Origin of the sequence: Rhizobium aouanii (genome assembly GCF_037002925.1) — a bacterium.
In the GTDB taxonomy this organism is placed as follows: Bacteria; Pseudomonadota; Alphaproteobacteria; order Rhizobiales; family Rhizobiaceae; genus Rhizobium; species Rhizobium aouanii.
The window spans coordinates 413,908-438,476 of record NZ_JBAMYD010000004.1 but is presented as its reverse complement, the minus strand read 5'-3'; the positions used below and the strand labels follow the sequence as shown (position 1 = coordinate 438,476).

Annotated in this window: 18 protein-coding genes and 1 riboswitch; of the genes, 11 read left to right on the top strand and 7 right to left on the bottom strand. The window is 61.7% G+C overall.

Annotated elements, in window-relative coordinates:
- Positions 1-247: 247 nt before the first annotated feature.
- From V8P77_RS10090 to V8P77_RS10075, 4 genes are all read right to left on the bottom strand, one after another.
- On the bottom strand, positions 248-655 hold the full coding sequence (locus V8P77_RS10090; RefSeq protein ID WP_335912175.1) for a hypothetical protein: 408 nt from the start codon (positions 653-655) through the stop codon (positions 248-250).
- Positions 656-665: 10 nt separating this feature from the next.
- The gene (locus V8P77_RS10085; RefSeq protein WP_335912173.1) at positions 666-8,942 is read right to left on the bottom strand and encodes a hemagglutinin repeat-containing protein; all 8,277 of its coding nucleotides are present in this window, start codon (positions 8,940-8,942) and stop codon (positions 666-668) included.
- 226 nt (positions 8,943-9,168) lie between these two features.
- Positions 9,169-10,890, bottom strand: a complete 1,722-nt coding sequence (locus V8P77_RS10080) for a ShlB/FhaC/HecB family hemolysin secretion/activation protein (RefSeq protein ID WP_335912172.1) — start codon at positions 10,888-10,890, stop codon at positions 9,169-9,171.
- Between the two features lie 12 nt (positions 10,891-10,902).
- A complete protein-coding gene (locus V8P77_RS10075) occupies positions 10,903-11,517 on the bottom strand; it encodes an invasion associated locus B family protein (RefSeq protein WP_335912171.1) in 615 nt (204 codons plus the stop codon).
- 688 nt (positions 11,518-12,205) lie between these two features.
- Positions 12,206-12,302, top strand: a riboswitch (TPP riboswitch).
- Positions 12,303-12,349: 47 nt separating this feature from the next.
- Here V8P77_RS10075 and thiM point away from each other — a divergent pair.
- The 11 genes from thiM (at position 12,350) to V8P77_RS10020 (ending at position 22,384) form a co-directional block, all read left to right on the top strand.
- Positions 12,350-13,153: a hydroxyethylthiazole kinase gene (thiM, locus tag V8P77_RS10070; protein ID WP_335912169.1), complete on the top strand. Its 804-nt coding sequence runs from the start codon at positions 12,350-12,352 to the stop codon at positions 13,151-13,153.
- A complete protein-coding gene (gene thiE, locus V8P77_RS10065; protein ID WP_335912168.1) occupies positions 13,150-13,785 on the top strand; it encodes a thiamine phosphate synthase in 636 nt (211 codons plus the stop codon). Before thiM ends, thiE begins: the two co-directional genes overlap by 4 nt.
- Complete coding sequence (gene thiD / locus V8P77_RS10060) at positions 13,782-14,591, top strand: bifunctional hydroxymethylpyrimidine kinase/phosphomethylpyrimidine kinase (RefSeq protein ID WP_335912166.1); 810 nt, start codon at positions 13,782-13,784, stop codon at positions 14,589-14,591. The genes thiE and thiD overlap by 4 nt, the downstream gene beginning before the upstream one ends.
- A gap of 216 nt (positions 14,592-14,807) precedes the next feature.
- Entirely contained in the window at positions 14,808-15,287 is a 480-nt protein-coding gene (locus V8P77_RS10055) for a GNAT family N-acetyltransferase (RefSeq protein WP_335912164.1), read from the top strand.
- A gap of 24 nt (positions 15,288-15,311) precedes the next feature.
- A complete protein-coding gene (locus V8P77_RS10050; protein WP_335912162.1) occupies positions 15,312-16,334 on the top strand; it encodes a glycoside hydrolase family 3 N-terminal domain-containing protein in 1,023 nt (340 codons plus the stop codon).
- Between the two features lie 43 nt (positions 16,335-16,377).
- The gene (locus tag V8P77_RS10045; RefSeq protein ID WP_335912160.1) at positions 16,378-18,024 is read left to right on the top strand and encodes an ABC transporter substrate-binding protein; all 1,647 of its coding nucleotides are present in this window, start codon (positions 16,378-16,380) and stop codon (positions 18,022-18,024) included.
- Positions 18,025-18,079: 55 nt separating this feature from the next.
- Positions 18,080-19,057, top strand: a complete 978-nt coding sequence (locus V8P77_RS10040) for an ABC transporter permease (protein WP_335912159.1) — start codon at positions 18,080-18,082, stop codon at positions 19,055-19,057.
- A gap of 1 nt (position 19,058) precedes the next feature.
- Entirely contained in the window at positions 19,059-19,937 is an 879-nt protein-coding gene (locus V8P77_RS10035) for an ABC transporter permease (protein WP_335912157.1), read from the top strand.
- Positions 19,934-20,737, top strand: a complete 804-nt coding sequence (locus V8P77_RS10030) for an ABC transporter ATP-binding protein (RefSeq protein WP_335912156.1) — start codon at positions 19,934-19,936, stop codon at positions 20,735-20,737. Before V8P77_RS10035 ends, V8P77_RS10030 begins: the two co-directional genes overlap by 4 nt.
- Entirely contained in the window at positions 20,734-21,633 is a 900-nt protein-coding gene (locus V8P77_RS10025; protein ID WP_335912154.1) for an ABC transporter ATP-binding protein, read from the top strand. The genes V8P77_RS10030 and V8P77_RS10025 overlap by 4 nt, the downstream gene beginning before the upstream one ends.
- 70 nt (positions 21,634-21,703) lie before the next feature.
- Positions 21,704-22,384: a spermidine synthase gene (locus tag V8P77_RS10020; RefSeq protein ID WP_335912153.1), complete on the top strand. Its 681-nt coding sequence runs from the start codon at positions 21,704-21,706 to the stop codon at positions 22,382-22,384.
- Between the two features lie 3 nt (positions 22,385-22,387).
- Here V8P77_RS10020 and V8P77_RS10015 read toward each other — a convergent pair whose 3' ends face one another.
- The 3 genes from V8P77_RS10015 to V8P77_RS10005 all read right to left on the bottom strand — a co-directional run bounded on the left by V8P77_RS10015 (position 22,388) and on the right by V8P77_RS10005 (position 24,503).
- Positions 22,388-23,176, bottom strand: a complete 789-nt coding sequence (locus V8P77_RS10015) for an HpcH/HpaI aldolase family protein (protein WP_335912151.1) — start codon at positions 23,174-23,176, stop codon at positions 22,388-22,390.
- A 100-nt stretch (positions 23,177-23,276) separates the two neighbouring features.
- A complete protein-coding gene (locus V8P77_RS10010) occupies positions 23,277-23,480 on the bottom strand; it encodes a hypothetical protein (RefSeq protein ID WP_335912150.1) in 204 nt (67 codons plus the stop codon).
- A 120-nt stretch (positions 23,481-23,600) separates the two neighbouring features.
- Complete coding sequence (locus V8P77_RS10005; protein ID WP_335912148.1) at positions 23,601-24,503, bottom strand: choline sulfate utilization transcriptional regulator; 903 nt, start codon at positions 24,501-24,503, stop codon at positions 23,601-23,603.
- Positions 24,504-24,569: the final 66 nt, after the last annotated feature.

Sequence of the window (24,569 nt, the reverse complement as noted above, 5' to 3'; positions counted from 1 at the left end):
CAAAAACCGCTGGAGCGAACTCAAAACTGGATAAAACTTGGGGGCAAGGTCACCCCCACCCAGCCAGACCTCCTCAAGGTTGGCCTGCAACATTCTGGACCGGCCTCGAAGAGTTCGTGCTCATCGAACTGTCCGCGAGCGCGATGCAGGCAAAGGGCATAGCCGAACTCACGCGGCTCAGGACGTCGTCGACAGGGATACCGCGGGCGGGCATTTATGAAGCGAAGCTTGTCATCAGCATCAAGCTTCAACAAAATTCAACCTGGCACTCTGAAAGCGCAAACCTGCGCCCATCGGAAACGATAAAATCTCCATCCTCGATACGTGCCAACAACAAGCCGCGTGCCTTAGCACCGGTTTGGACGTCCTTCCTCCAGCCGTCGACGTCACCGTGGTATCCAATCGCATGGAACAACGGGCCATTCGGCGGTGTGATCCTACATCCTCGTTCATTCATTCCACCGCGTGTTGCTGCCCTTGGGTCAACATAAGAAGTGAGACTTCGAAATTGCTTACGAAAATTATTTTTTCCATCATCGGAGAAATAGACGATTTCGACTCCATCAACCGACTGCGTGCCGGGAATGGCCCGCGCATCACGTCGCTCAAATTTGCCACCGAGGATTCTTTCTAGTCTATCCAGCTCGCTCGCCATATCGCCTCCTTTACTTAATGGGAGTAAGTAAGAATTTTACGTTTGTTATTCCGTTCGCGAGAAATACCTTCGAGTAATAGTTAGCAAATTCAACGCTATTGGTATGGTAAATGACACCACCTTCAAAAGCTTGGGAATATTTCTTTGCTTGTGCCAGCACCTTCGCCTGCTCCGTCTTCGACCATGACCAGGAACCAATGCTGCCGAATGGATTTCGGATCGATTTCGTCCAGTTGTCGACATATTTTGCTTCAACCGCAGTCGGTTTTCCATCTATTTGTGTGACCGCGTCCGCAACACCATTAACTATCTTTCCGTCAATCACGGTCTGGTATTCGCGCTCCTCAGCTGTGGCGTTATCGTATTTTTCTCGCACATTTTCTTCATAACTGTCGGCTTTCTCACGGGTCGTCTTGCCATCAGCCGTTACAGGTAAAGTTTCAACAAGCTGATCCCCCTTAATGCCCAGAGTCGGGTCTGAAGGATCAAAATCTCCTGGTATCTTTGGCCTAACGCCTGCCAATCCCTCGGCAGTTCGGATGTCATCCATGCACAGGAAATCGCAGGCGCCCAAAGTCGTTGTAATCGAGCGGGCAAGCAAGCCCTCGAACTCACCAAAGAGTGGAGTGCCCACGGTCACTTGAGCAAGATATTGCCAAGTCTCGCCTTCTACATCGCTCTGCCATCCGTAGAGCGTGTTTGCGATCGCCATAGGTGATGCGTTCGGATCCAGCGTCCAATCGGTATTGCCGATTAGGACGCGCATCTGGTCACCGTCTTTGATTTCCTTCAGATGCTCACTAACACAATTCAGATTATTGCCGCACAATTTGAGTGCAGTGAGGTTAGTGCGCGATTGGACAATCGCCGTGTTCCAGGCACTCTGGCGACATGCGACCGGATTGGCCACTTTTTCGCAGGCTGCGAATTTTTCATAGAGTTCCTGCAACTCCTTATGTTTGAGATAATTGTTTTGGTAGTTGGCCGCCGCATATCCAACACCTTCAGCTCCACCCACAGCTCCGCCCACACCAGCGGCAATGGTTGCGCCGATCAGTTTGGCGAGCGCATCACCTTCGGGCGTTCCTTCGTATTTTGTTCCCTTGAGCATGCCCTTGACGAGTTCAGCAATGGCCGGCGCCATCAAGGTCGTCGCGGCGCCGCCTAGAGCAGCTTTAATCGCTCCCTCCCATCCGTTGACGCCACCGAGAATGCCGCCGCCGATGGCGTGCAGCAGCGCGCGGCCAACACCACCTTCCTTCCAGTAGTCCATTCCAGCTTGGTCTTGGTTCAGAGCAGCCTGTTTGTAGAGGTCGGTGGCTATATCCCCAACGAGCCCACCCATGGCCTTCTGCGCTTCTTGCAAATCAGCCTGCGTCTTGTACTGATCGCGCAGGATGTTCTGCAGGTCCGGCAGGCCGGGCAGCGAGGTGTTGGTGTTATCAGTGTCGCGGCGGATCGTGCCAATGTCCTGCGTCTGGTGCTCGGGATCAGTGATCGTGATACCGATATTGCCGCCGATGGCCGAATAGGCCTTGCCGGTTGCACTCTCTCCTTCCTTGACGGGCGCGAAGCTCAAGCCGCCAACGCCTATGGAGCCGCCGTAGGTGTCGGCCTTCCAGGACGAATGGGTATCGACATCGGCGACATCGAGCGTGCCGGTTTCGAAATGGTTTGGCTCCGCTGAAGCCTGGCTGGTGATCAGGCCGCCGACGAGCGTCGTCTGCTTTTCGACGGTGAGATTGAGACCGCCGACTCCGGCATGGATGCCGGATTGTTCAGCGACGATGGCCACATCGCCGCTGGCCTTCTGCGTCGCGCCGGAGATGCCGGTGGAGCCGAAGCCGATCTGGCCGGAGAGGCTGAGTTGGTCGGCATGGGCCTTCGTCGTATCCACCAGGCTTTCGACAGTCAGGTTCCTGACGTCGGCCGCCACGGAATTGCCGGTAACGGTCGCCCCCCTCAGCGCCAGATCGTTGGTGAGGATGGTGACGTCGCCGGTACCGTTGACATGGGTGTTGGTATGGCTGGTGCTGATGGTGTCGGAATCGCCCTTGCCGTAGGAGCCAGTGGCGCCAACACTTGCTTCGCACCCAGTCTTCGTGGTGCAGCCGAAATTGACGCCGACGCCGGCGCTAAAGGATGAGTTCTTGCTTGATGTATCCGACGAGCCGGTCGCCGCATTGAGATTGATGTTGCCGTTCTTCGCCGACAGGAAGATATCGCCCACCAGCGGATCGTCGGAGATAGCGGGCAGGCCAAACTTGTCATAGCCAGCGGCGATCTGCGCGCCGTCGCTGGTGATCGAACTGTTCTCGGCCTCCATGGTGATCGAGCGGCCGGCGCGGATAGCGGTCACGACGGGCGTCGAAGATGACGAAGACGAGCTGCTTGCCTGATGGCTGACGCCGGCGTTGATGCCGATGTTGAACGATAGCTCCGTTGCGACGTTCGGATCTGTGCTGGTCAGCCCGTCATAGACACCCTGAAGGTTTTTGATGCCCTGATAGAAGCTGAGACCGGCAATCGCACTGTTGGTCAGCCCGTTGACACCACCTGGATCCGACAGGCGCTCCGCTCCGTTCATGATGCTCTGGGCTGCACTCCCCAACTGGCTCGAGACGGAGAGAGTCACGCCGGCGAATGTCTTCTCGTGTACCTCCTGGTAATTGGTGACGTTGTTGGCCGAGAGAAGATTGATGTCGTTGGCGGCGAAGAGGTTGGCGTCACGCTCGGCCGAGGCCTGGGCGGCCTGAAGGTTGACATTGTTGCCGGCGGAGATGTTGAGGTCGCGGCCGGCCGAGAGCATGGACGTGGCATTGGTGTCCGATTGCTGCGCCGAGCTGTCCTTGCTCGTCTGCGCGCCGATGCCGACGGAGAAGCCGCCATTGCCGGCGGAGAAGGATAGCCCGATGCCGGACTTCTTCTCCTGCTCAGACTGCGAGAAGCTTTCTGCGCCAGGCGTCACGTTGACGTCGCGCGCTGCCGACAGGTTGATGTCGCGCTCGGCATCGACGGACGAGCCCATAATGTTTAGGTCAGTTGCTCGGGCCGTCAGGTTGACATCCTCGCCGGCGGAAAGCGCTGAGCCGACATTGATGGTCGAGGCCTGGGCGCCCTTATTCTGCTGGCTGCCGTAGATCGATATGAAGCCGCCACTGGAGCCGACGCCGAGGCCTGACTTCTTGCGCTCGATCTCCAGCTCATGATACTCCTGCGCCCCGATGATCGAGACGCTATCGCCCTCGACGGAAATGGAACCGTCGGCATAGGCTTGCGAACCCGCGATCACCGCCGCCTTGCCGGCGTTCAGGCTGATATTGCCGGATGCGCCGAGCTCGGAAGCAACGGTCGTTTCGTCGTAGCTCTTGTAGCTGGACGAGCCTTTGGACAGGAAGCCGCTTCGCGAGCCATTGTCATCCTTGGCACTGGTGTCCTTGCCGGAGGCGATGATGAGGTCGCCCTTGGTGGTGATATTCAGGTTCGCGGTGCCGGCCTCATTGCCGGCTTCGATCCTCGAGGCCGAGATGACCGTGTTCTGGCCGGATTCAATGTCGACGCCGCCACCGCCCGTGATGGCGGAACCGACGGCCGTCGTCGTTTCCAGATGCGTGGTCGTCTTCTCGCTGCTGCCGAGGAAGCCGCCCTTGATGCTGAGCTTGGTGTCGAGGGTCGCGGTGTCGGTGGCTTCGGCGATCGTTAGGTCGCCATCAGCCTTGAGACCGACCTTGCCATCGGCGGCGAGCTTGCTGCCGACGATGTTGAGATCGTGATCGCCGCTGCCGCTGCCTGCCGTCACCGAGAGGTCGCCGCCCGCCGATATCTCCGAGCCGACATGGGTGATCGACGAGGCGGACTTCTTGCCGAAGGTGGATGCGGAATGCTCCTGCGCGGCGGTGATGTTGATATCGTCGCCGGCATTCAGCGCGACATTGCCGCCGGCCTTGACGGAGGAGCCGGAGAGCAGGATGTCGTCGCCGGCCTTGATCGTCGCATTCGTGCCGGCGGAAAGCTGCGACTGCTGCTGATCGGTGGAGAGGGTCCTGGTATAGCCGGATTGGTTGTCGCGGGTGACATCGGTCGAGACCACGGCTACCGAACCGTTGTCGGCGGTCACCTCGAGCGTCGTGCCCGCCTTGGCCGAACTGCCGATGACGTTGACGTTGTCGGTTGCCTTGATCGACAGAGCCCCGCCGCTGGCAACCTGGCTGCCGGTGGCGTTTTCAGTGTGACCGCTTGCGGTCATCGCGGGCTGACCGCCATTGTCAACCTTGACGGCATCCAGCGTCACATTCTTGCCGGTGAGCGAGGCATTGCCTGTGGCATTGACGGCAGCACCCTTCAGCGTTAGGTCGGTCGCCGCGGCAAGTGTCGCATTGCCGCCGGCGGTGACCGCGGCATTCGGGTTGACCATGGCCTGGCCGCCGAGATCCATGGATTGTGCCGTCAGCGTCAGCGCACCCGAGGAGGACAGCGAGACGTCGTTGTCGGCCTTGAATGTGCCGCCGTTCGAAGAAATCGAAGAGCCGGAAACGGAGAGATCGTTGGAGGCGACCATGGCGCCGGAGTTCTTGATCTCGCCGCCCGCAACGGAGACCGATGCGCCTGACATCAGCGCGCCGGAGGCGGTCAGCTGCGCCGTTGCCGTGCTCGGGAGATAGACGACCGGCGCCAGAACCTCGATGCCGTTGACCACCTGCTTCTGATAGAGGACGACCGGCTTCGTTAGCGCGGCGACTGCTTCGGGCGTGAGCGCCTGGCCAACCTGCAGATTGTGGTCGCTGGCGTACTTGACGCCATTGTCGAGCAGCGTCTTGACCTGCTCGGTGGCATCGCTGCCGGGGATGAAAGAACCCGGCCCCAGGCCCTGGCCAGCAAGCTGCTGGATCTGCTTTTCAATCAGCTGATTCTCGAAGTAAGCGTCGCCGAGGAAAGGAATCGTGGTGTCCGGTTGGTAGCCGATTTTGTCCATGAAATAGCCGGAGCCATAGAAGGTGCCGACATCGAGGTAGGCTGCGCGGGTTTCGAACAGGAAGGTCTGTCCGGCTATATTGCCGCCGAAGCCGCCCGATTGCGGGTTGGTCGAAGCTACAAGGGCGGTGCCGAGGCCCGCATTGACGGTGAACAGCGCGCCGCCGGCGGTCAGGCCGGAGAGCGCCGACAACGGATCGCCGGGATTGCTTGCGGCGGCCACGCTGGCGCCGCCGGCCATCGAGCCGGCCGCAGACGTGTTGTTGACGCTGCTGTAATTGACGGAGAGCGCGCCGCCGGCCTTGATATTGGCCGATACGCCGCCGATCGCCTGGACGGAGCTGACGATCGTCGTGCCGTTGGCGATGTTCTTCGAGGGATTGGCATTGCCGCTGGCATCATAGGCCGTGCAGGCGCCCTGGGCATGGCAGGTCGTCGTCGTCGTGCGAAAGAGGGTGACGCCCTCATTGGTCAGCGTCGAGCCCCGCAGCGTCGCGTCGCCGCCGGCCTCGATCGAGCTGTAGGAATTGCTGAGATTGGTGGCGTCGATGGTCAGGTTGCGGCCCGCCCGGATCGTCGCTTCCGGGCTGAGCGTGCCGACCAGCCTGTCTTCGTAGACCGACTGGCTGAGATGGGACGACCAATCCCATGAATAGGTGGTGCTTTCGTCCGAGCCGCTGAAATTCACCTCGTCGACGATGAAATAGCGCGACGGATTGTTGGGATCGACAACGGGATTGCCATTCGCGTCCCTCGGTACCCGATCCCGGATCCAGTCGATGATTGGCTCGACCTTCTCCGGTCCGTCGGCCGAGATCCAGGTCCATGCACGATAGGTCGTGCCGTCGGCAAGCGTCGCCTTCGACCAGAGCAGCGGCTGATAATCCTGCCACAGCCCCGGATCGACGCCGGCATAGAGCTGGTACATGTTCTGATCTGCGGTCTCGAGGTAGCCGAAAGGCAGGCCGGCGGCGACGGGATTGAGCGTAAAGCCGCTGACGACGCCTGACGAAACCAGCGTCCCGGTCGTCCACTGCGGCGCGGTAGCCCGCTCGTTGGTCAGATTGCTGGTGAGGATGGATATGTCGTTTCCGGCTTGGATCAGACCGGAAATATTGGTGACTTTAGCGTTCCTTTGTCCTGATGTCGTCCCGGCAATCTCAAGATCGTTGCCGGCGAGGATGGCGCCTTGATTGTTGGTGAGCACCCCGCCGATGAATAGGCCCGCGTCGTGGCCGGCATAGGCAAGGCCCGTGGCGCTGTTGGTGAAATTGCCGGAAATGTTGAGCGTCAGATCGTCGCCGGCGGCCAATTGGCCAGCATTGGTGAGAGACGGCAGCGTCAGCGTCAGGTCGTCGGCGGCGAGCAGCGCGGTGCTGACCGAGGTGGAGAGGCCGCCGGCGTTGATGTCGATGTCGCCCGAACCGCCGGCACTGGTGACGGCGTTGATGGTGGCGCCGCTGAGATTGGCCGTGCCTGAGAGATTGAGGGCGAGGCCCCCGAGTGTGATGCTGTTGTTGCTGAGATTGGCGCTATTGGCATTGAGCGTCAGCGTGCCGCCGGCGGTGATGTTGCTGGCTGCGCCATTGGAGAGATCGATATTGGTGGTGGTGAGCGTCAGGTTGCCTGTGGCGCTGGTGGGATTGCCGTAGCTGATCTGACCCGCGGCCGTGAGCGTTGCAGTACTCAGGCTCTGGAGCTGGCCATAGGCGATGTTCTGCGTCGCCGTGGCCGAAAGAGCGCCGCTGCTCAGCAGCGCGTTGCCGGCGGTGATAGAGCCGTTCGTCGCGGTAAGGCTCATGCTGCCTGTCTGCTGCAGCATCAACGTGCCGTTGGCCGATTGGGCGGTGGCGGCGAGATCGACGCCCGAGGCGACGGTCGCGGCTGCGATCGAGCGGCCTGAAGCCGTGACGTTGCCCTCAGCGAGCATATCGCCCGATATGGCGATGTCGGCGCCGGCGGATAGGGTGAGATTGTTGCCGCTGACAAGCGAGGCGGCAGAGATCGAGCCCGATGTCGCCGTGATCGTCAGCGCGTCGGCGCCGTTGACGGCGCCGGCAACCTGGATGTCGCCCGAGGTGGCGGACAGGGCGAGCGCATTGCCGGCCACGACGCTGCCGGCCGCAATGCCGGCGGCCGACGACATCAGGACGTTGGCCGCGCTGTTGACCTCGCCGCCGACACTCAACAACCCGCTGCCGCTAGAAAGCACGATATCGCCATCGGCGGCGACGGTATCGAGGGTGATGCCCTGATCCGCCTGAACGGCGACCTTTGCTTTCGACGTGACCTTGGCGGCCGTCACCTTCGCCTTCGAGGAGATCGACACGCCCTGCTCGCCGGAGACGTTGCCGAGCGAGATCTTGCCGTCGGCCGACAATGACAGCTCGTTGGTGTTGGCGGCTAGATTACCGCTCATGCGCACGCCGGCGCCGTTTTCGGTGACGACTATCTTGATGCGGCCGGCTTGCATCGCGCCGAGTGCCGAACCATCGATGGCGTATTGTGGCGTCCCTGACGTCGCGGACAGCGCCGTCGCATTGCCTGTCGCGTAGTCGAATTTGTTGCGCCCGGCGGTCACGCGAATATCGTTGCCGTAAATGGCGCCGTCGATCTTGACCGCACGGGAGACGACATCGAAAAGGTCGACGCTGCCGGCACCGGCGGCAAGGTTAGCGCCCTTGGAGCCGATGGTGACATCACCGCCGTTGACGGTGAAGCCCTTCAGCGCGCCATCGGCGCCGATATCGGGAACACCGGTCGTCAGCGTCGCATGCGGGGTGTTGATGAAGCCGCATCCGTCGCAGGTGATGCCGTTCGGGTTGGCGATGACGACATCGGCTCGCCCGCCGAACACCTCGATCGGGCCGTTCAAGGCCGAGCGGTTGCCGCTGATGACCTCGTTGAGGATGACCGATGCCGGGCCTGATGTGTTGAGATTGGCATTGCCCGGCGTGACGCCGCCGAGATTGGAGTTGCCGATCTCGCCCTTAAAGTTGTTGAGGATGAGGCCCGGCGTGCCGACGTTGAAATTGTCGTATTTGTTATGCGACAGGCCCTTGCTGTTCGGCGTGACGATGTCGATGAGCGGCACGCCGTTCGGCGCCGTGCCGAAGCCCGGCTGGTTGGCCGCAGGGGCCGTGGTGCCTGCCGAGACCGACTGCGCATTGGCGAGCATCGGCTGGAAGACCAGCAGGCTGCTGAGCAGGAGCGCGAGGGATTGCCGGGAAAAACGTGCAATCTTGCCAACAAATCTTCCATTGGCTCCGGCGACGCCCCTTGTTGCCGTCGTCGACTTACCCAACACTGCGCCCATTACTGCCTTCCGCCACCTGAATCCATAAGCGGATAAATCCCGCCTCGGTTGTAATTTTTGGCAGGAGCGAGACCACAATTGATAGTCATGGTCAACTTGCGCCTGTGCTTGAGGTAAATGCAATCCGAAGAAAACACCATCATTTATCGCGGTGCAGCAGTCCTGGCCGGCTATTACTCCGAACTTCTCGAAGCTGATGGAGAGGGACATCTCGCTTCTTGCTTCGTTACCAATGAGCCGATGCGCTGAAATAAAAGAGGCCGCCGTCGACGTGGTCGAGGCTGCTGGCAACGATGTCGGAATAGCCGATGTCGGCGCTGATATTGCCGCCGACAGCGCGGATACCGGCCGTCCAACTGGCGAGATCGCCGCCCGTCATGTCGAAGCGTTTTTGCGAATAGACGTGCCCGTAATCGAAGCCGAGATAAGGGCGCAGCTCACCGAGCGCCTTCGCAGCCGCGCCGCCGCTTTGGTTGGACCCCGTTCTCCAGACGATTTCGTTATGGCTGAAGAGGCCGTTATTGCCGAAGAGCACGCTTTCGCGTGTGCCGCGGACATTGCTGTAGCTGCCAAGCGAGATCTGCTCCGCGCCAAGGAGATTGTCGGGGGAATATTGACCGCTGAGCAGCGAGGTCAGCTCGAACTGCCGACCGGCCAGCGTGAACGGCTGCGTCACGCTGATCGTCGTGTTGAATTTCGCAAATCGCGGATCGGCATTGCCGGCGCCGGGATCCCCTGGTTCCACGGCATCGAAGAGACCGAGCCCCTTGTCATAGCTGGCGTCGAACACCCAGATGCCGCCGAACATGCGGCGGGAATGGGAAATGCCGATCTCGCCGACCGTATATCGGCGGCTGCCGACCTCGATCAGGTTGCCGAGCAGGAAGTTGTTGGTCTGCTTGTAGGTCAGGCTGCTGCGGACGGTGGTGATCGAATCCTTGTCGCGCAAGACAACGCGATCGATGCCGAGACCCGCCTGCCCCGAATTGCCCGAAGTTTCCAGCGATTGGAAGTTTCCTTCGACCGCACTTTCATATTGGTACCAGGAGCCGTTCAGCGACACGGTGGAGTAGCCGTAGGGGACGCTGACGCTGCCGGAATAGCTGTTGCCATATCCCCGTCCGTCATTGCTCCAGGGATAGTTCGGACCGCTATGCTCGTATGAAAAGTTCCACTGGTCGTTGATATCGAGCAAATCGTCGAAGCCGAGCGAGGCCGAGCTCCTGGAAAAACCGGTGCTTTCCTGTCCCATATTGTTGTTGCCGAAGGCGACATGCCAGGGCCGGCCCGGACGGTTTTCGATGTTCAGGATCGACGTTCCGTCCTTGGGGCCGGGCAGCATGGCGGATTTGGCGTCGTTGGCCTGCAGCCGGTTCATCTGGTCGAGCCCCTGCTCGATATCGCGGATATTGACGACCCGGCCGATCAGGCCCGGAAAGGCTGTCGCCAGCGAACCGCTGCCGGCGACTTTCTGACCATTGAGATAAATGTCCGAGAGCGTGCCTTCGACGACGAGCAGGCGAAGGATCCTGGTCTTGCGAATATCCTGCTGCGGCACATAGGCGCGCGAGGTCACATAGCCATGATCGATATAGAGGTGCGTGACATCCCTCAGCACCGCGTTGATTTCGGCAAGGCCGACGCATCGGTTGCCGTAAGGTGCGGTCACCTTGCCGATATCCTGCGCCGAGAGCAGGGTTGCCCCATCGATCTCGACGCGCATGATGTCGAAACAGGCGCCATTTCCGGGACCCGCGGGCAAAGTCCCGTTTTCCCCATCCGTGCTGCCGCCCGGTGTTGCGCGGCGAAGCGCATCCAGCCGCTGCGACTGCGTCTGCTCTTCCTGGCGGCGGCTAAAATCGTCGGCCGGCGATTGTGCATATGCGGGGATGGCACCGATTACGAGGACGGCGCCGGCGACCAAGAAGGATCGAATCTCTGCGGTCATTTTGAAATTCGGCTACTTCACGGCAGTGGACTGGAGTTCGTCGAGGGCCGGTTTCAGCCCTTTCAGCGAGAAGCGGATATTGACGTCCTGGCCGTTCATCAGTCGCACCAGCCCTTCGGCGCTCGAGCCCTTCGTCAACGCCGCGGCCATCTTCGTATCCAGTGCCTGCTGCGCCCAGCATCCGGACTGGTTGCAATTGCGGTAATCGAGTTTGGCGACCGGCTTGCCGTCGGCCTTGATCGACAGGCCGGAGGGCAGGAAGACGTTGAGCGGCAGAAGGGCGGTCAGCATCAGCCGCGGCTTGCCCTTGTCACCCTTGCCCTTGCCCTTGTCGGTGGAACTGACCGGCGAGGCGGCGATCGCCACCGTCAGGATATTGACGGGTTTGCCGTCTTTGGTGACTTGCGCAACCTGTGCGACTTCGCAGGCCTCCGTGCCTGCCGAACCGGTGCAGCGATAATACCAGTCGTCGAATTTCTGGGATTTCAGGGCCGGGACAGGATCCTGTCCTTGAACCGCCGCATCAGGAGATTGCGAAAAGGAGGGGCTGGCGCAGCCAATGAATATCAGGAGGGAAGCGATGGTACGAAGGCCGCCCTTCATGCCGTTTTCTGAAAATTTACCCATCAAAATTGCAACTTCAAGAAGTTTTTATTCACGTGCAGAACCATATCGCTACCATCGATCATCGGGTCAACCTTAACGTGTCGGAACGGTAAAGTTTCTGTTAGATAGTTACATCGGGTTTCAGCAGATAAATCTCTTTATTTGCCGGCTTCTTGTCAGGAGGCCGGCGGTAAATTGAGAACTTCATGGTACTGAAACGACACATACAATCAGACAATACGCAACTTACGCGGAGCTTTCCATCTGCTCGCCTGCATTGAAAATGTGGTGGGTGAACGTAAAAGATGAACAAACGGGTACAATCTGAAATCAATGAAGGTCCGTATGAAGAAGACCGCTTGTTCCGCAAAGAAGAGCATTGTCCGGCAGCAGCATCCCTGCCGGCTAGACACCGAAACTCCGGAAGATCAAGTTGGCGTTGCGTTATTCGCAAATCCCAAGCTGTATGTCAGATAGATTACACGCATGATTGTCCGCAGTTATTCTTCGTCGAAAAGAGAGGGCGCGCACGGCGAAGGCCGGCATAGTATCTGCGTAACGCCGCTGGCCAGGACCCGACTCGTCCACGCTCTTTGGCTGGCAAGATCGTCGGCTGATCATCCGGCCATCGTCGATGGCTCGGCCGCGCTCGGTCGCGGAATGTCATTTTCGGGATGACATCAGCCCCGTTCTCTGCGAAAAAGAGCGCGATGAGAGACAGGGGCGCCCGTCGACAGACGGGCTGAGAAGCACCCTTCGAACCTGAACCGGATAATGCCGGCGGAGGGAGTCGCTCGGGGTTGGGCTCTGCCGCTTGAACCGCCCCGTGCCTGCCCCGCCTGAAAGGGGCCATATGCAGATGAAGACCACACCAGGAGCGATGCTGAAGGCGATGCGCGAAAAGCCGCCGCTCGTTCAGTGCATCACCAATTACGTCGCCATGAATATCGCCGCGAACGTTCTGCTCGCCGCCGGCGCCTCGCCCGCCATGGTGCATGCCGCGGAAGAAGCCGGCGAATTCGCTGGGATCGCCAGCTCGCTGACAATCAATATCGGCACGCTGTCGGCGCAATGGATCGACGGCATGCAGGCCGCGGCAAAGGCGGCGACATCCGCCGGCAGGCCCTGGGTGCTCGATCCGGTCGCGCATTATGCGACGGCCTTCCGCCGCAACGCCGTCGCCGAACTGCTGGCGCTGCGTCCAACCATCATCCGCGGCAACGCGTCCGAGATCATTGCGCTTGCCGGCGGAGAGAGCCGCGGCCAGGGCGTTGACAGCCGCGACCCAGTCGAACAGGCGGAAGGTTCGGCGCGATGGCTGGCCGAGCGGCAGCAGGCGGTGGTCGCCGTTACCGGTGCCGTGGATTTCGTCACCGACGGCGAGCGGGCCGTGCGCATCGCAGGCGGATCGGCTTTGATGCCGCAGGTCACAGCACTCGGCTGCTCGCTCACCTGCCTCGTCGGCGCCTTTGCCGCGACGGCGCCTGAGGATATCTTCGGCGCGACGGTTGCTGCACTTGCAACCTTCGCCATCGCCGGCGAGGAAGCGGCCCTTGGGGCCGCCGGCCCGGGCTCTTTCTCCTGGCGTTTTCTCGATGCGCTGGCCGCGCTCGACGCCGAAACGCTTGACGCCAGGGCAAGGATATCAGCCGCATGAAGGCTTTCGACCTTTCGCTCTATCTCGTTCTCGACCCCGATCTCTGCGCCGGGATCGGCATGGTCGAGACCGCGCGCCTTGCCGTTGCCGGCGGCGCGACCATGGTGCAGCTGCGCGACAAACATGCCGGCACCATCAGGATGATCGAGACCGGCCGCGCCCTGAAACAGGCGCTGGATGGGACCGGCGCCCTCCTCATCGTCAACGATGACGTCGAGGCGGCAATCGCCATCGGCGCCAACGGCCTGCATATCGGCCAGGAAGACATGGATGCGATGAGAGCGCGTGCGATGGTCGGCCCCGAGATGATCCTCGGCCTTTCGGTCGAGAGCGAGACGCTTGCTAACGCGGTCGATCCTGGTCTCGTCGATTACACCGGCGTCGGGCCGGTGTTTGCGACACCGACCAAGGCCGATCACAAGCAGCCGATCGGCTTTGACGGACTTGCAAGGCTGGTAAAGGCCTCGCCAGTACCATCGGTCGCGATCGGCGGGCTGAAGGCCGATCATGTCGCCCAGGTGTTTGCCGCAGGCGCCAAGGGGCTTGCCGTCGTCTCCGCCATCTGCGGCACGCCCGACCCCGAAGCGGCCACGCGCCGCATCGCTGCAGAAATTCGAAAGGCCCGCGCATGATCCGCAACGTACTCTCCATCGCCGGCTCCGATCCCTCGGGCGGCGCAGGCATCCAAGCCGATCTCAAGGCCTTTTCCGCCCGCGGTGTCTACGGCATGGCGGTGCTGACCGCACTGACGGCGCAGAACACGCAAGGTGTCAGCGGCGTGCATCTGGTGCCGCCGCAATTCGTCGCCGACCAGATCAATGCCGTCTTTGCCGATGTCCGCGTCGACGCCGTCAAGATCGGCATGATCGCCAATGCCGGCATCGCCGACGCCGTTGCCGGCGCGCTGACAGACCATCGCGACATGCCGATCGTCATCGACCCTGTCATGATCGCCAAGGGTGGAGCCGCCCTGCTCGCGCCCGAAGCGGTCGACGTGCTGACCTGCCGGCTGCTGCCGCTTGCCACATTACTGACCCCGAACCTGCCCGAAGCCGCCGCCCTGCTGCACCAGCCGGTCGCGACAAACCGTGCTGAGATGGCGGCGCAGGCCGAACGCCTGGTGGCGCTTGGCCCGGCCGCGGTACTGGTCAAGGGCGGCCATCTCGACAGCAACGAGAGCCCTGACGTGCTTGCCACGGCCGCCGGCCTGCACTGGTTCGAAGCCAGGCGCGTGCCGACCAAGAACACCCACGGCACCGGCTGCACCCTCTCCAGCGCGCTGGCGGCCGAGCTCGCCAAGGGCGCCTCGGCGCGGGAGGCCGTCGCCATCGCCAAGGAATATCTTGCCGGCGCGGTCGCGGCATCAGGACACCTCACCGTCGGCTCCGGCCACGGCCCGGTGCAGCATTTTCATGCGCTTTGGAAAGACGGCGAATAGGCGCTCGCTCCACCAATACTCCGCCAATCGACAACGGCCCGGCCTTCCCGGGCCGTTTTTGCGTTCGGCACCTACCTGCGTTGAAACTGCGGGGAGCGGCGGGTCGTGCCTCTGGCCGTCTGAAAAACCTTGTTGACAAGCCCGGTCAGATGGCCAAGTCTATGACACTAAAAGGGGATATATTCCGCAATAAAGGAACAACTGGAGGAGTGACGGGTGCCAGACCTGCTTGTGAGCCTATATTCCACGGAGCTCGCCGACCTGAAACGCAAAGCCGACGATGTCGGCGTCTCTATCCGCCCGGCGCACCCCCCGGAACTGCATCTCGTCATCAGCTGGGTTCGCGAACGGTTCAGCGAAAACTGGGCAAGCGAAGTCGCGGTCGCCTTCTCCCGCCAGCCCGTTGCCTGCCTGATCGCCGTCGACGGCGGCAAGCTGCTCGGCTTTGCCTGCTATGACACGACGGCGCACGGCTTCTTCGGCCCGACCGGCGTCGACCCGCAAGCGCGCGGCAAGAGCATCGGGCTCGCCCTCTTTTCCGCCTGCCTTCAGACCATGAAGACGCTCGGCCACGCCTATGCCTTCATCGGCGATGCCGGTCCCGTCGATTTCTACGCCAGGACCGCAGGCGCAACCGTCATCCCCGCCCCCGACAAGGGCATTTACGAAGGCATGCTGAGAAGCACGCCGAAATGACCATCTGATCCCGGAGCACCAGAATTGTCCTCGACCCCGCTCGCCCTTTTCGTCGGCCTTCCGAATCCCACTATTTCGGATGATGAATTCGCCCTCTTTCGCGAAACCAATCCGCTCGGCCTCTTCGTCGGCCGACGCAATCAGCGCGAGCCGGAGCAGACGAGGCGGCTGATCGACCGCTTCCGCGAAGCTGTGGGCCGCGATGACGCGCCTGTCTTCACCGACCAGGAAGGCGGCCGCGTTCAGCATCTCGATGCCGGCCCCTGGCCGCTCTTCCGCAGCTTCGGCCAGTTTGCCGAACTTGCGCGCCGCGATTTCGATCTCGGCAAAAAAGCACTGCGCCTTTCCTCCCAGGCCATGGGCGCGATGATGACGGAACTCGGCCTTTCCAGCGGCTGCTCGCCCGTTCTCGACCTCGTCTTCGAGACGACGAGCGCGGTCATCGGCGCCCGCTCCTTCGGCCCTGATCCCGATTTCATCGCTGCCCTCGGCCGGGAGGTGGTCGATGGCCTGCTCGAGACCGGCAACATGCCTGTCATCAAGCACATTCCCGGCCATGGCCGTGCGACGCTCGACTCCCACAAGGAGCGTCCGGTGGTCAATGCCAGTCGCGAGATGCTTACCGCCACCGATTTCAAGCCCTTCGTGGCGCTGAAGGATACGCCCTGGGCGATGGTCGCCCATGTCGTCTATTCGGCCTATGACGCGGAGCTGCCGGCGTCCGTCTCGCCTGTTATGCACGACGTGATCCGCAACGACATGGGCTATGACGGCGTGCTGATTTCCGACTGCATCTTCATGGAGTCGCTCTCCGGCACCCTGCCGGAGCGCGTCAAACAGGTGCTCGACGCAGGCTTCGACATCGCGCTCCACAGCCACGGCGACATTCCGGAAAGCGAAGCCGCCGCCAAGGCCGCCCGTCCGCTGACGGAAGCTGCCTTGAAGCGGATCGACGCCGGCAAGGCCCGCCTCGGCAATCTCAAGATCGACTTCCGCGCCGCCCATGCTGAAGTCGAAGACATGTTTGCAAGCGCGCTGGTCTCCTGACCGGCACCTCATCTCTCACCGCATAAGAAAAGGGGAATAAAATATGAAGAAATATCTTCTTGCAGCCGCAGCACTCACCCTGCTTTCCGGATCCGCCATGGCGCAAACGGTGCTGACGGCGAATATCGAACCGGCGACGACCTGGGTTCGCAACTTCAACCCGTTCAACCAGACCTCGGCGCGCCAGTCGACGCTCGATTTCATCTACGAGCCGCTGGTCATCTTCAACCGCTTCGACAGCAACAAGCCGGTCTATCGCCTGGCCGAAAGCTTCAAGCTCTCCGATGATCTGAAGAGCATCGAATTCAAGCTGCGCTCGGACCTGAAATGGTCTGACGGTAAGCCGCTGACGGCAGCCGACGTCAAGTTCACCTATGATTACCTGAAGAAATTCCCGGCGCTCGACTTCGTCAGCATCTGGACCTTCGTCACCGATATCAAGGCCATCGACGGTCAGACGGTGCGCTTCACCCTCGCCAATCCGAGCTCGCTTGCCGCCGAGCAGATCTCACAGTTGCCGATCGTCCCGGAACATGTCTGGAAGGACATCTCCGACCCGGTCACCTTCGCCAACGAAACCCCGGTCGGCAGCGGCCCGCTGACGGAAGTGCCGCGCTTCACCGGCCAGACCTATGACCAGTGCCGCAACCCGCACTATTGGGACAACGCCCATCTGAAGGTCGATTGCATTCGCTTCCCGCAGCTTGCCGACAACAACCAGATGCTGACCGCAACGGCCGATGGCACGCTCGACTGGGGCGTGTCCTTCATTCCCGATATCGACAATGTCTATGTCTCCAAGGATCCGGCGCATTTCCACTATTGGTATTCACCGAGCAGCATGGTCGCCTTCCTGTTCAACCTGGAAACGGCAAACGAGAACAACAAGAAGGCCTTCAACGACCTGAAGTTCCGCCGTGCCGTCTCGATGGCGCTCGACCGCAAGACGATGATCGACGTCGCCGGCTACGGCTATCCGACACTGAACGAAGACCCCGGCCTGATGGGTGAGCTTTACAAGAGCTGGGCGGACCCGTCCGTCAAGGCCGACTTCGGCAAGTTCGCAACCTATGATGCCGATGCCGCCAAGGCCCTGCTCGACGAGGCGGGCTACAAGGACAAGGACGGCGACGGTTTCCGCGACAATCCCGACGGCACCAAGATCTCCTTCTCGATCATCGTCCCCAGCGCCTGGACGGACTGGATCGACACCGTCAACCTCGCCGTCGAAGGCATGCAGGCGGTCGGCATCGACGCCAAGATCGAAACGCCGGAGGAAGCCGTCTGGACCGGCAACCTCATCAACGGCACCTTCGATGCGGCGATCAACAGCCTGCCGGCATCGGCCTCGCCCTATTACCCCTACAAGCGCGCCTTCAGCGCTTCGGACAAGGGCAAGACCCGCTTCACCGCCCAGCGCTGGTTCAATCCAGAGGTCGAAAAACTCGTCACCGAGTTCACCCATACCGCCGACCTTGCCAAGCAGAAGGACGCGATGAACAAGGCGCAACGCATCGTCGCCGAAAACATGCCTGTCATTCCGGTGTTCAACAATCCGAACTGGTATCAATACAACACCAAGCGCTTCACCGGCTGGTCGACCAAGGAAAACCCCTTCGTCAATCCGTCGATCTCCCGGACCAACCCGGCACGCCTGCTGAACCTGCTGGCCCTCGAGCCGGTCAAGTAAGCACCGCAATCCTCGGGAGCGGCGTAAAGCGCCGCTCCGTCAGGACGGAGTCCCCATGGCCTTTCTGCTTCGCCGCCTCGTCTTCTACATGGCAGCCTTCATCGCGGCAGCGACGATCAATTTCTTCCTGCCGCGTCTGATGCCGGGTGATCCGGTGCAGATCATGTTCTCCAGCGCCGGCACCGAATTGCCGCCGGAAAGCCTGCAGGCGCTGAAACTCACCTTCGGCTTCGTCGACGGCCCGCTCTGGCAACAATACCTCACCTATCTCGGCAGCATCTTCACCGGCGATCTCGGCCGCTCGATCAAATATTTCCCGCTGCCGGTCACCTCGGTGCTCGGTCAGGCGCTGGTCTGGACCGTCGGCCTGATGGGCACGGCGACGATCGTCAGCTTCGCGCTCGGCACCTTTCTCGGCATCGTCGCCGCCTGGCGCCGCGGCAGCAAGTTCGATGTCATCGTCTCCGTCGGCGCGATCTTCGCGACTTCGGTGCCGGCCGTCGTCACCTCGCTGATCGTGCTCTTCATCTTCGGCTTCACGCTCGGCTGGTTTCCGAATGGTTATGCCGCCGACCCATCGCTCGATCCGGCCTTCAGCCTGCAATATATCGGCAGCCTCGCCTATCACGGCATCCTGCCGATGGTGACGCTCTGCACCGTGCTGATCGGCGGCTTCACCGTCACCATGCGCAACAACATGATCAACCTGCTCGGCGAGGACTATATCGTCATGGCCCGTGCCAAGGGCCTCTCGGATCGGCATGTGATGCTCTGGTACGCAGCCCGCAACGCCCTATTGCCAACTGTCTCCAGCCTTGCCATCGCCATCGGCACCATCCTCGGCGGCTCGCTGGTGACGGAGGTCGTCTATAATTACCCCGGCCTCGGCAACATTCTCTACCAGGCGATCCTCGCCCGCGATTATCCCGTCATCCAGGGCCAGTTGCTCATCATGACCGCGACCATGCTGATCGCCAACTTCATCGTCGACGTCAGCTATGTGCTGCTCGACCCGCGGCTGAAGGGAGCGTGAGATGAAGACCCTGCTTCGAAACCGCAAGGCGCTCACCGGTCTCGTCATCATCGCCTTCATCGTCCTCGTCGCGATCGCAGCGCCCCTGCTGACGCAGTACGATCCCGCCGCCCGCACCGGGCGGCCGCATCAGGCTCCGTCGCTCGATCATATTCTCGGCACCACGCGCATCGGCCAGGATGTCTTTGCCCGGCTGATCTACGGTGCCCGCACCTCGCTTGCGGTCGGCTTCGGCGCCGGCCTGCTGATCACCCTCGTCGGTACCGCGCTCGGCATCATCTCCGGCTATCGCGGCGGCAAGACCGACGAGATCATCAGCTTCTTCACCAATATGGTGCTGGTCGTTCCGAACCTGCCGCTGCTGCTCGTGCTTGCGGCCTTCATCGGCCAGGCAAGCCCCCTCGTCATCGCCCTTATCCTCGGCGCCACCTCCTGGGCCTGGGGCGCACGCGTCACCCGCGCCGAAACGCTCTCCGTCAAGCAGAAGGATTTCGTCAAATCGGCCGAGATGATGGGCGAGCCGCAATGGCGCATCATGACATTCGAGATCTTTCCCAACGTGATTTCAATCGTCGGCATCAATTTCATCGGCAGCGTCATCTTCGCGATCATCACCGAGGCGACGCTCGAGTTCCTCGGCCTCGGCGATCCGAGAGCGATCTCCTGGGGCACGATGCTCTATAATGCGCAGAAGGCCTCGGCCCTTTCGGTCGGCGCCTGGTGGGATATCCTCACCCCCTGCTTCGCACTCGCCTTCCTCGGCATCGGCATGTCGCTCTTGAATTTCGCCGTCGACGAAATCGCCAATCCACGGCTGCGCACCGGCAATCATCTGAAGCGCTGGGCCCTGCTCGTCCGCTCCGGGGAGGGCCGCCTGTGACGCAGCCGCTGCTCTCTGTGAGGAACCTCACCATCGACTATATCGGCGAGGAGAAGGATTTCCGCGCCGTCAACGATGTCAGCTTCGATGTCGCGCCCGGCGAGGTCTTCGGCCTTGCCGGCGAATCCGGCTGCGGCAAGAGCACCATCGCGTTTGCCATCAGCCGCCTGCACAAACCGCCGGCGCTGATCCGCAAGGAGAGCCGCATCCTGCTCGACGGGCGCGACGTGCTCGGCCTCGACCGGCAGGCGCTCAGTGCGTTCCGCTGGCGCGAGGTCGCCATGGTCTTCCAGAGCGCCATGAACTCGCTGAACCCGGTGCTGCGCATCGAGGCGCAATTCTACGACATGCTGCGCACCCACAAGGGCATGAGCCGTGCTGCAGCCCGCGAGCGCACCGCTGAGATGCTGACGCTCGTCGATATCGCGCCGGATCGCATGCGCGACTATCCGCACCAGTTTTCCGGCGGCATGCGCCAGCGCATCGTCATCGCCATCTGCATGGCGCTCGATCCGAAGCTCGTCGTCATGGACGAACCGACGACGGCGCTCGACGTCGTCGTCCAGCGCGAGATCCTGCAGCGCATCAACGAATTGCGCCGCAGCTTCGGCTTTTCCGTGCTGTTCATCACCCATGATCTCGGGCTGATGGTGCAGTTCTGCGACCGGATCGGCATCATGCTATCAGGCCAACTGGTGGAGCAGAGCACGGCCGAGGCGATCTACAGGACGCCTGAGCATGACTACACGAAAAAGCTCTGGGCCTCCTTCCCCTCCCTGCATGGAGGAGTGCTGTTATGACAGACGCCATTCTCGCACTCGACCAGGTGACGAAGACCTTCGGTCACGGTTCCGGGGCCGTGCATGCGGCGCGCGCCATCTCGTTTTCGCTGCATGCCGGCCGGGCGCTGGCGCTGGTTGGCGAATCCGGCAGCGGCAAGACCACCTGCGCCCGCATGGCGATGCGCGAATATCTGCCGACATCGGGCCGAATTCTCTACAAGGGCCGGCCTGTCGAAGCGGCGAAATCCGCCGAGATCGCCCGTTACCGCCGTTCGGTGCAGATGATCTTCCAGGACCCCTTCGCCTCTCTGAACCCGGCCCACACCATAGCCCATCATCTCAGGCGGCCACTGAAACTACACCGCCCGGAGATCAAGGGGGCCGAGATCGACGCCGCGATCCGCGAGCTGCTGCAGCGCGTCAGGCTCGATCCCGATCTCGTCGCGCCGAAATATCCGCATGAACTCTCCGGCGGTCAGCGCCAACGCGTCATCATCGCGCGCGCCCTGGCCGTCAAGCCGGAGGTGATCGTTGCCGACGAGCCGACCTCGATGCTCGACGTCTCGGTGCGCCTCGGTGTGTTGAACCTCCTGAACGAAATGAAGCAGGAGATGAATCTCGGCCTGCTCTACATCACCCATGACATCGCCACCGCCCGTTACGTCGCCGAGGACATCGCCGTGATGTATGCGGGCCAGATCGTCGAATGGGGCAGCGTTGCCAAGGTGATCGACAATCCGCTGCATCCCTATACAAGGCTGCTGCTGTCGGCCGTGCCCGATCCCGAGATCCGGTTCGACGACCCGAAGGCCCGGCTGAGGCGCGACGAGGTGGAGGACATCCGCCGCCGTTCGGCCGTGCCGCAGGACGACATCGTCGAATTCGAGCAGGATCATTTCATGCGGATGATCTGATGCCGGCTTGCTGGCCTCATCTGGCGCCCTATGCTAGGGGACGGTCCCTTTCATGTGAGGCGAAGCCGTCATGCTGCCCTGGATCCAGCTCGATTCCGCGACCATTCCCGGTGAAACCGGCGAATTGCGGCTGAAGCAGCGCGGCAGCGAGTTCTCGATCATGCTTGGCGCCAACGAGCTGATGAACAGCCGTCTCAGCGGCTCGGAGGAAGCGCTGGCGACCCTTTCCTGGGATCGGATCAAGGCGCACCCGAAGCCAAGGATCTTGATCGGCGGGCTCGGCATGGGTTTTACCCTGCGCGCCGCTCTCGCCGTTCTTCCCGAAGATGCCGGCGTCACCGTCGCCGAGCTGGTGCCGGCCGTTGTCGCCTGGGCTCGCGGGCCGATGGCCGAGGTCTTCAAGGGCTGTCTCGACGATCCGCGGGTCGGCATCCATCAGGGCGATGTCGGCGAAGCGATCCGCGCCGGCAAGGCTGCCTATGACGCCATTCTGCTCGATGTCGATAACGGCCCTGATGGCCTCACCCGCAAATCCAACGACCGGCTCTATGATTTTGCCGGCCTTCGCACCGCTCGCGACGCCTTGCGCCCCGGCGGCGTGCTCGCCGTCTGGTCGTCCGGTCCGGACGCCGATTTCACGCGGCGCCTCAAGGGCAGCGGTTTTGCCGTCGACGCGATCAATACCCGCGCCAACGGCAAACGCGGCGGCGCCCGTCACGTCATCTGGCTGGCGGTCAAGCCGGTGAGATGACGCTCAAGCAGAAGCGATCCTGCGGGCGGCATTGATGGCGCGGCGGGCGCCGGAGCGCAGTTGCGCTGTCTCGGCGCCTGCAATGACCAGATCGAAGCCGAATTTCAGCAGTTCGCCGGCCCGCTCGCCGTCGGCGGCGAAGGCACAGGCGAATTTGCCGTGGGCGCGGCAGCGCGAAACTGCATGCTGCATGGCGCTGTCGATCTCGGCGGCGTTCGGCGCCACCTGGTCGCCGTTCGAGAGTGCGATCGAAAGATCGGAGGGGCCGATGAAGATCCCATCGATACCGGTAACGCCGAGGATGCCGTCGATCGCCTCGAGTGCTGCCCGGGTCTCGACCATGGCGATGGCGACGGTCAGCGCATTGGCGTTCTTCAGATAATCATCGGCCGACAGGCCTGTATGGTTGAGCGCCAGCGACGGTCCCCAGCTGCGTTCGCCGAGAGGCGGGTATTTCGTGGTCTTGACGAAGGCCTGCGCGTCTTCGGCCGAATTGATCATCGGCGCGATGATGCCGGAGGCGCCGGCATCGAGCAGGCGCGAGGCGGACGCGAAATCACCGACCGGTATGCGCGCCAGCGCCGGCTTGCCGGCAAGCCGCACCTGGGCCACGGCGTTCGCTGCCGAGGGCATGTCCCACATGCCGTGCTGCATATCCAGCACGATTGTGTCGAAGGCCTCCTGCGCCAGGTGGTTGGCGAGCGTGGCGTCGGGAATACCGATCCAGGCGGAAATCATGCCGCCCCGGTGCCTGATCCGGTCCGCAAAGCCGTCGATTTCAGCTGCGCTCATGCCATTCTCCTCAATCCCACAGGCCGCCAGGGGCCAGACATTTCTGCTCGAGGAACTCCTGAATGTCGAATTCCCTCAAAGCCATACACGGGTTGCCGGCTCATCCTCTCCGGCGCAGTCGTGAAATAATGATTGTCACGGCGAGCCCAGCGATAGCCATGATGCCTCCCCAGAGAGCCCAGATGCTTTGGTTGATCATGAAACTGGATGCGGGATAGGGAAAATAGCCGCTTCCCTGGGCGATCCAGATCAGCCCCAGGAGGATCATGAGCACTCCAACGACGTATCCGACGGTTCGCCACATGCTTCGGCCCTTTCCGATGAATCGATGCCACAATGTCGATCGGCATCGGTCATGACAAGGCTTCTCTCCTGAGCGCCAACATATTCCGGATGCGATGACGCGCCAGCCTCGGTCCGAATGTCATGTCCTGCCGACTTCATCCACCAGCCAGGTGCTGAGCCTCTCGCTATCAACATTTGCCGATCGCGGCGGTATCAGCCAATAACCGCGGTCCCAGGCCTCGAGCGCCGGCCCGGCTTCCACCAGCATATGTGTGGAGAGAAGCGTATCGACCAGACCCATCCAGCCGATCGCCACGCCCTGTTCGCTGAGAGCAGCCTGGACGACCAGCGAGTAGGTGTTGAAGCTGATATCGCCGCGGCCGGCATGGAGATCGCGAGTAACGGAGAATTCGGCAAAATAACTTCGCCAATCGAACCAGGGCGATGGCATCGGTGAATCGAGGTGGATCAAGATCGCCTTGGCAAGCTGCTGCGGATCGTCGAATGGGCCGTTGCGATCGAGAAAGCCTCGCGTGCAGACCGGCACCACCTTTTCCCTCAGCAGAAGCGATCCGATAGCGCCGAATTCAGCCTTTGTGCCGAAAACCACCACCACATCTGCGTCGTCACGAAAGCCGGGCTCAAGCCTCTGGGTCGCGACGATCTGTATATCCGTTTCAGGGTGAAGCAGGCGAAAGCCGTGCATGCGCGGGATCAGCCAAAGCGCTGAAAAGGCATAGTCGGTTCTCAGTCTGACGACCGGCCTTTGAGCCTCGGTGCGGAAACTGCGCGCCAGGGCATCGATGTCACCGACCGTTTTGGCCGCGACCTGGAAAAGCCGTTCTCCCTCCGCGGTCAACTCGACGCCGCGATGCAGCCGGCGCAGCAGGGCAACGCCGAACTGCTCTTCCAGCCGCCGGATCTGATAACTGACGGCAGGCTGCGTAAGGCCGAGACCTGCCGCCGCGGCCGAAAAGCTGCCGAGCCTTGCGACCTCCGCGAAGATGCGTATCCATCCCAGCTCAGGCGGGCGATCTGGCATAAAAATTCCTTTTGGCAACCATCGAAAAAAGCCTGCTTTACAGGCACGATGATACTGGCTTTGATA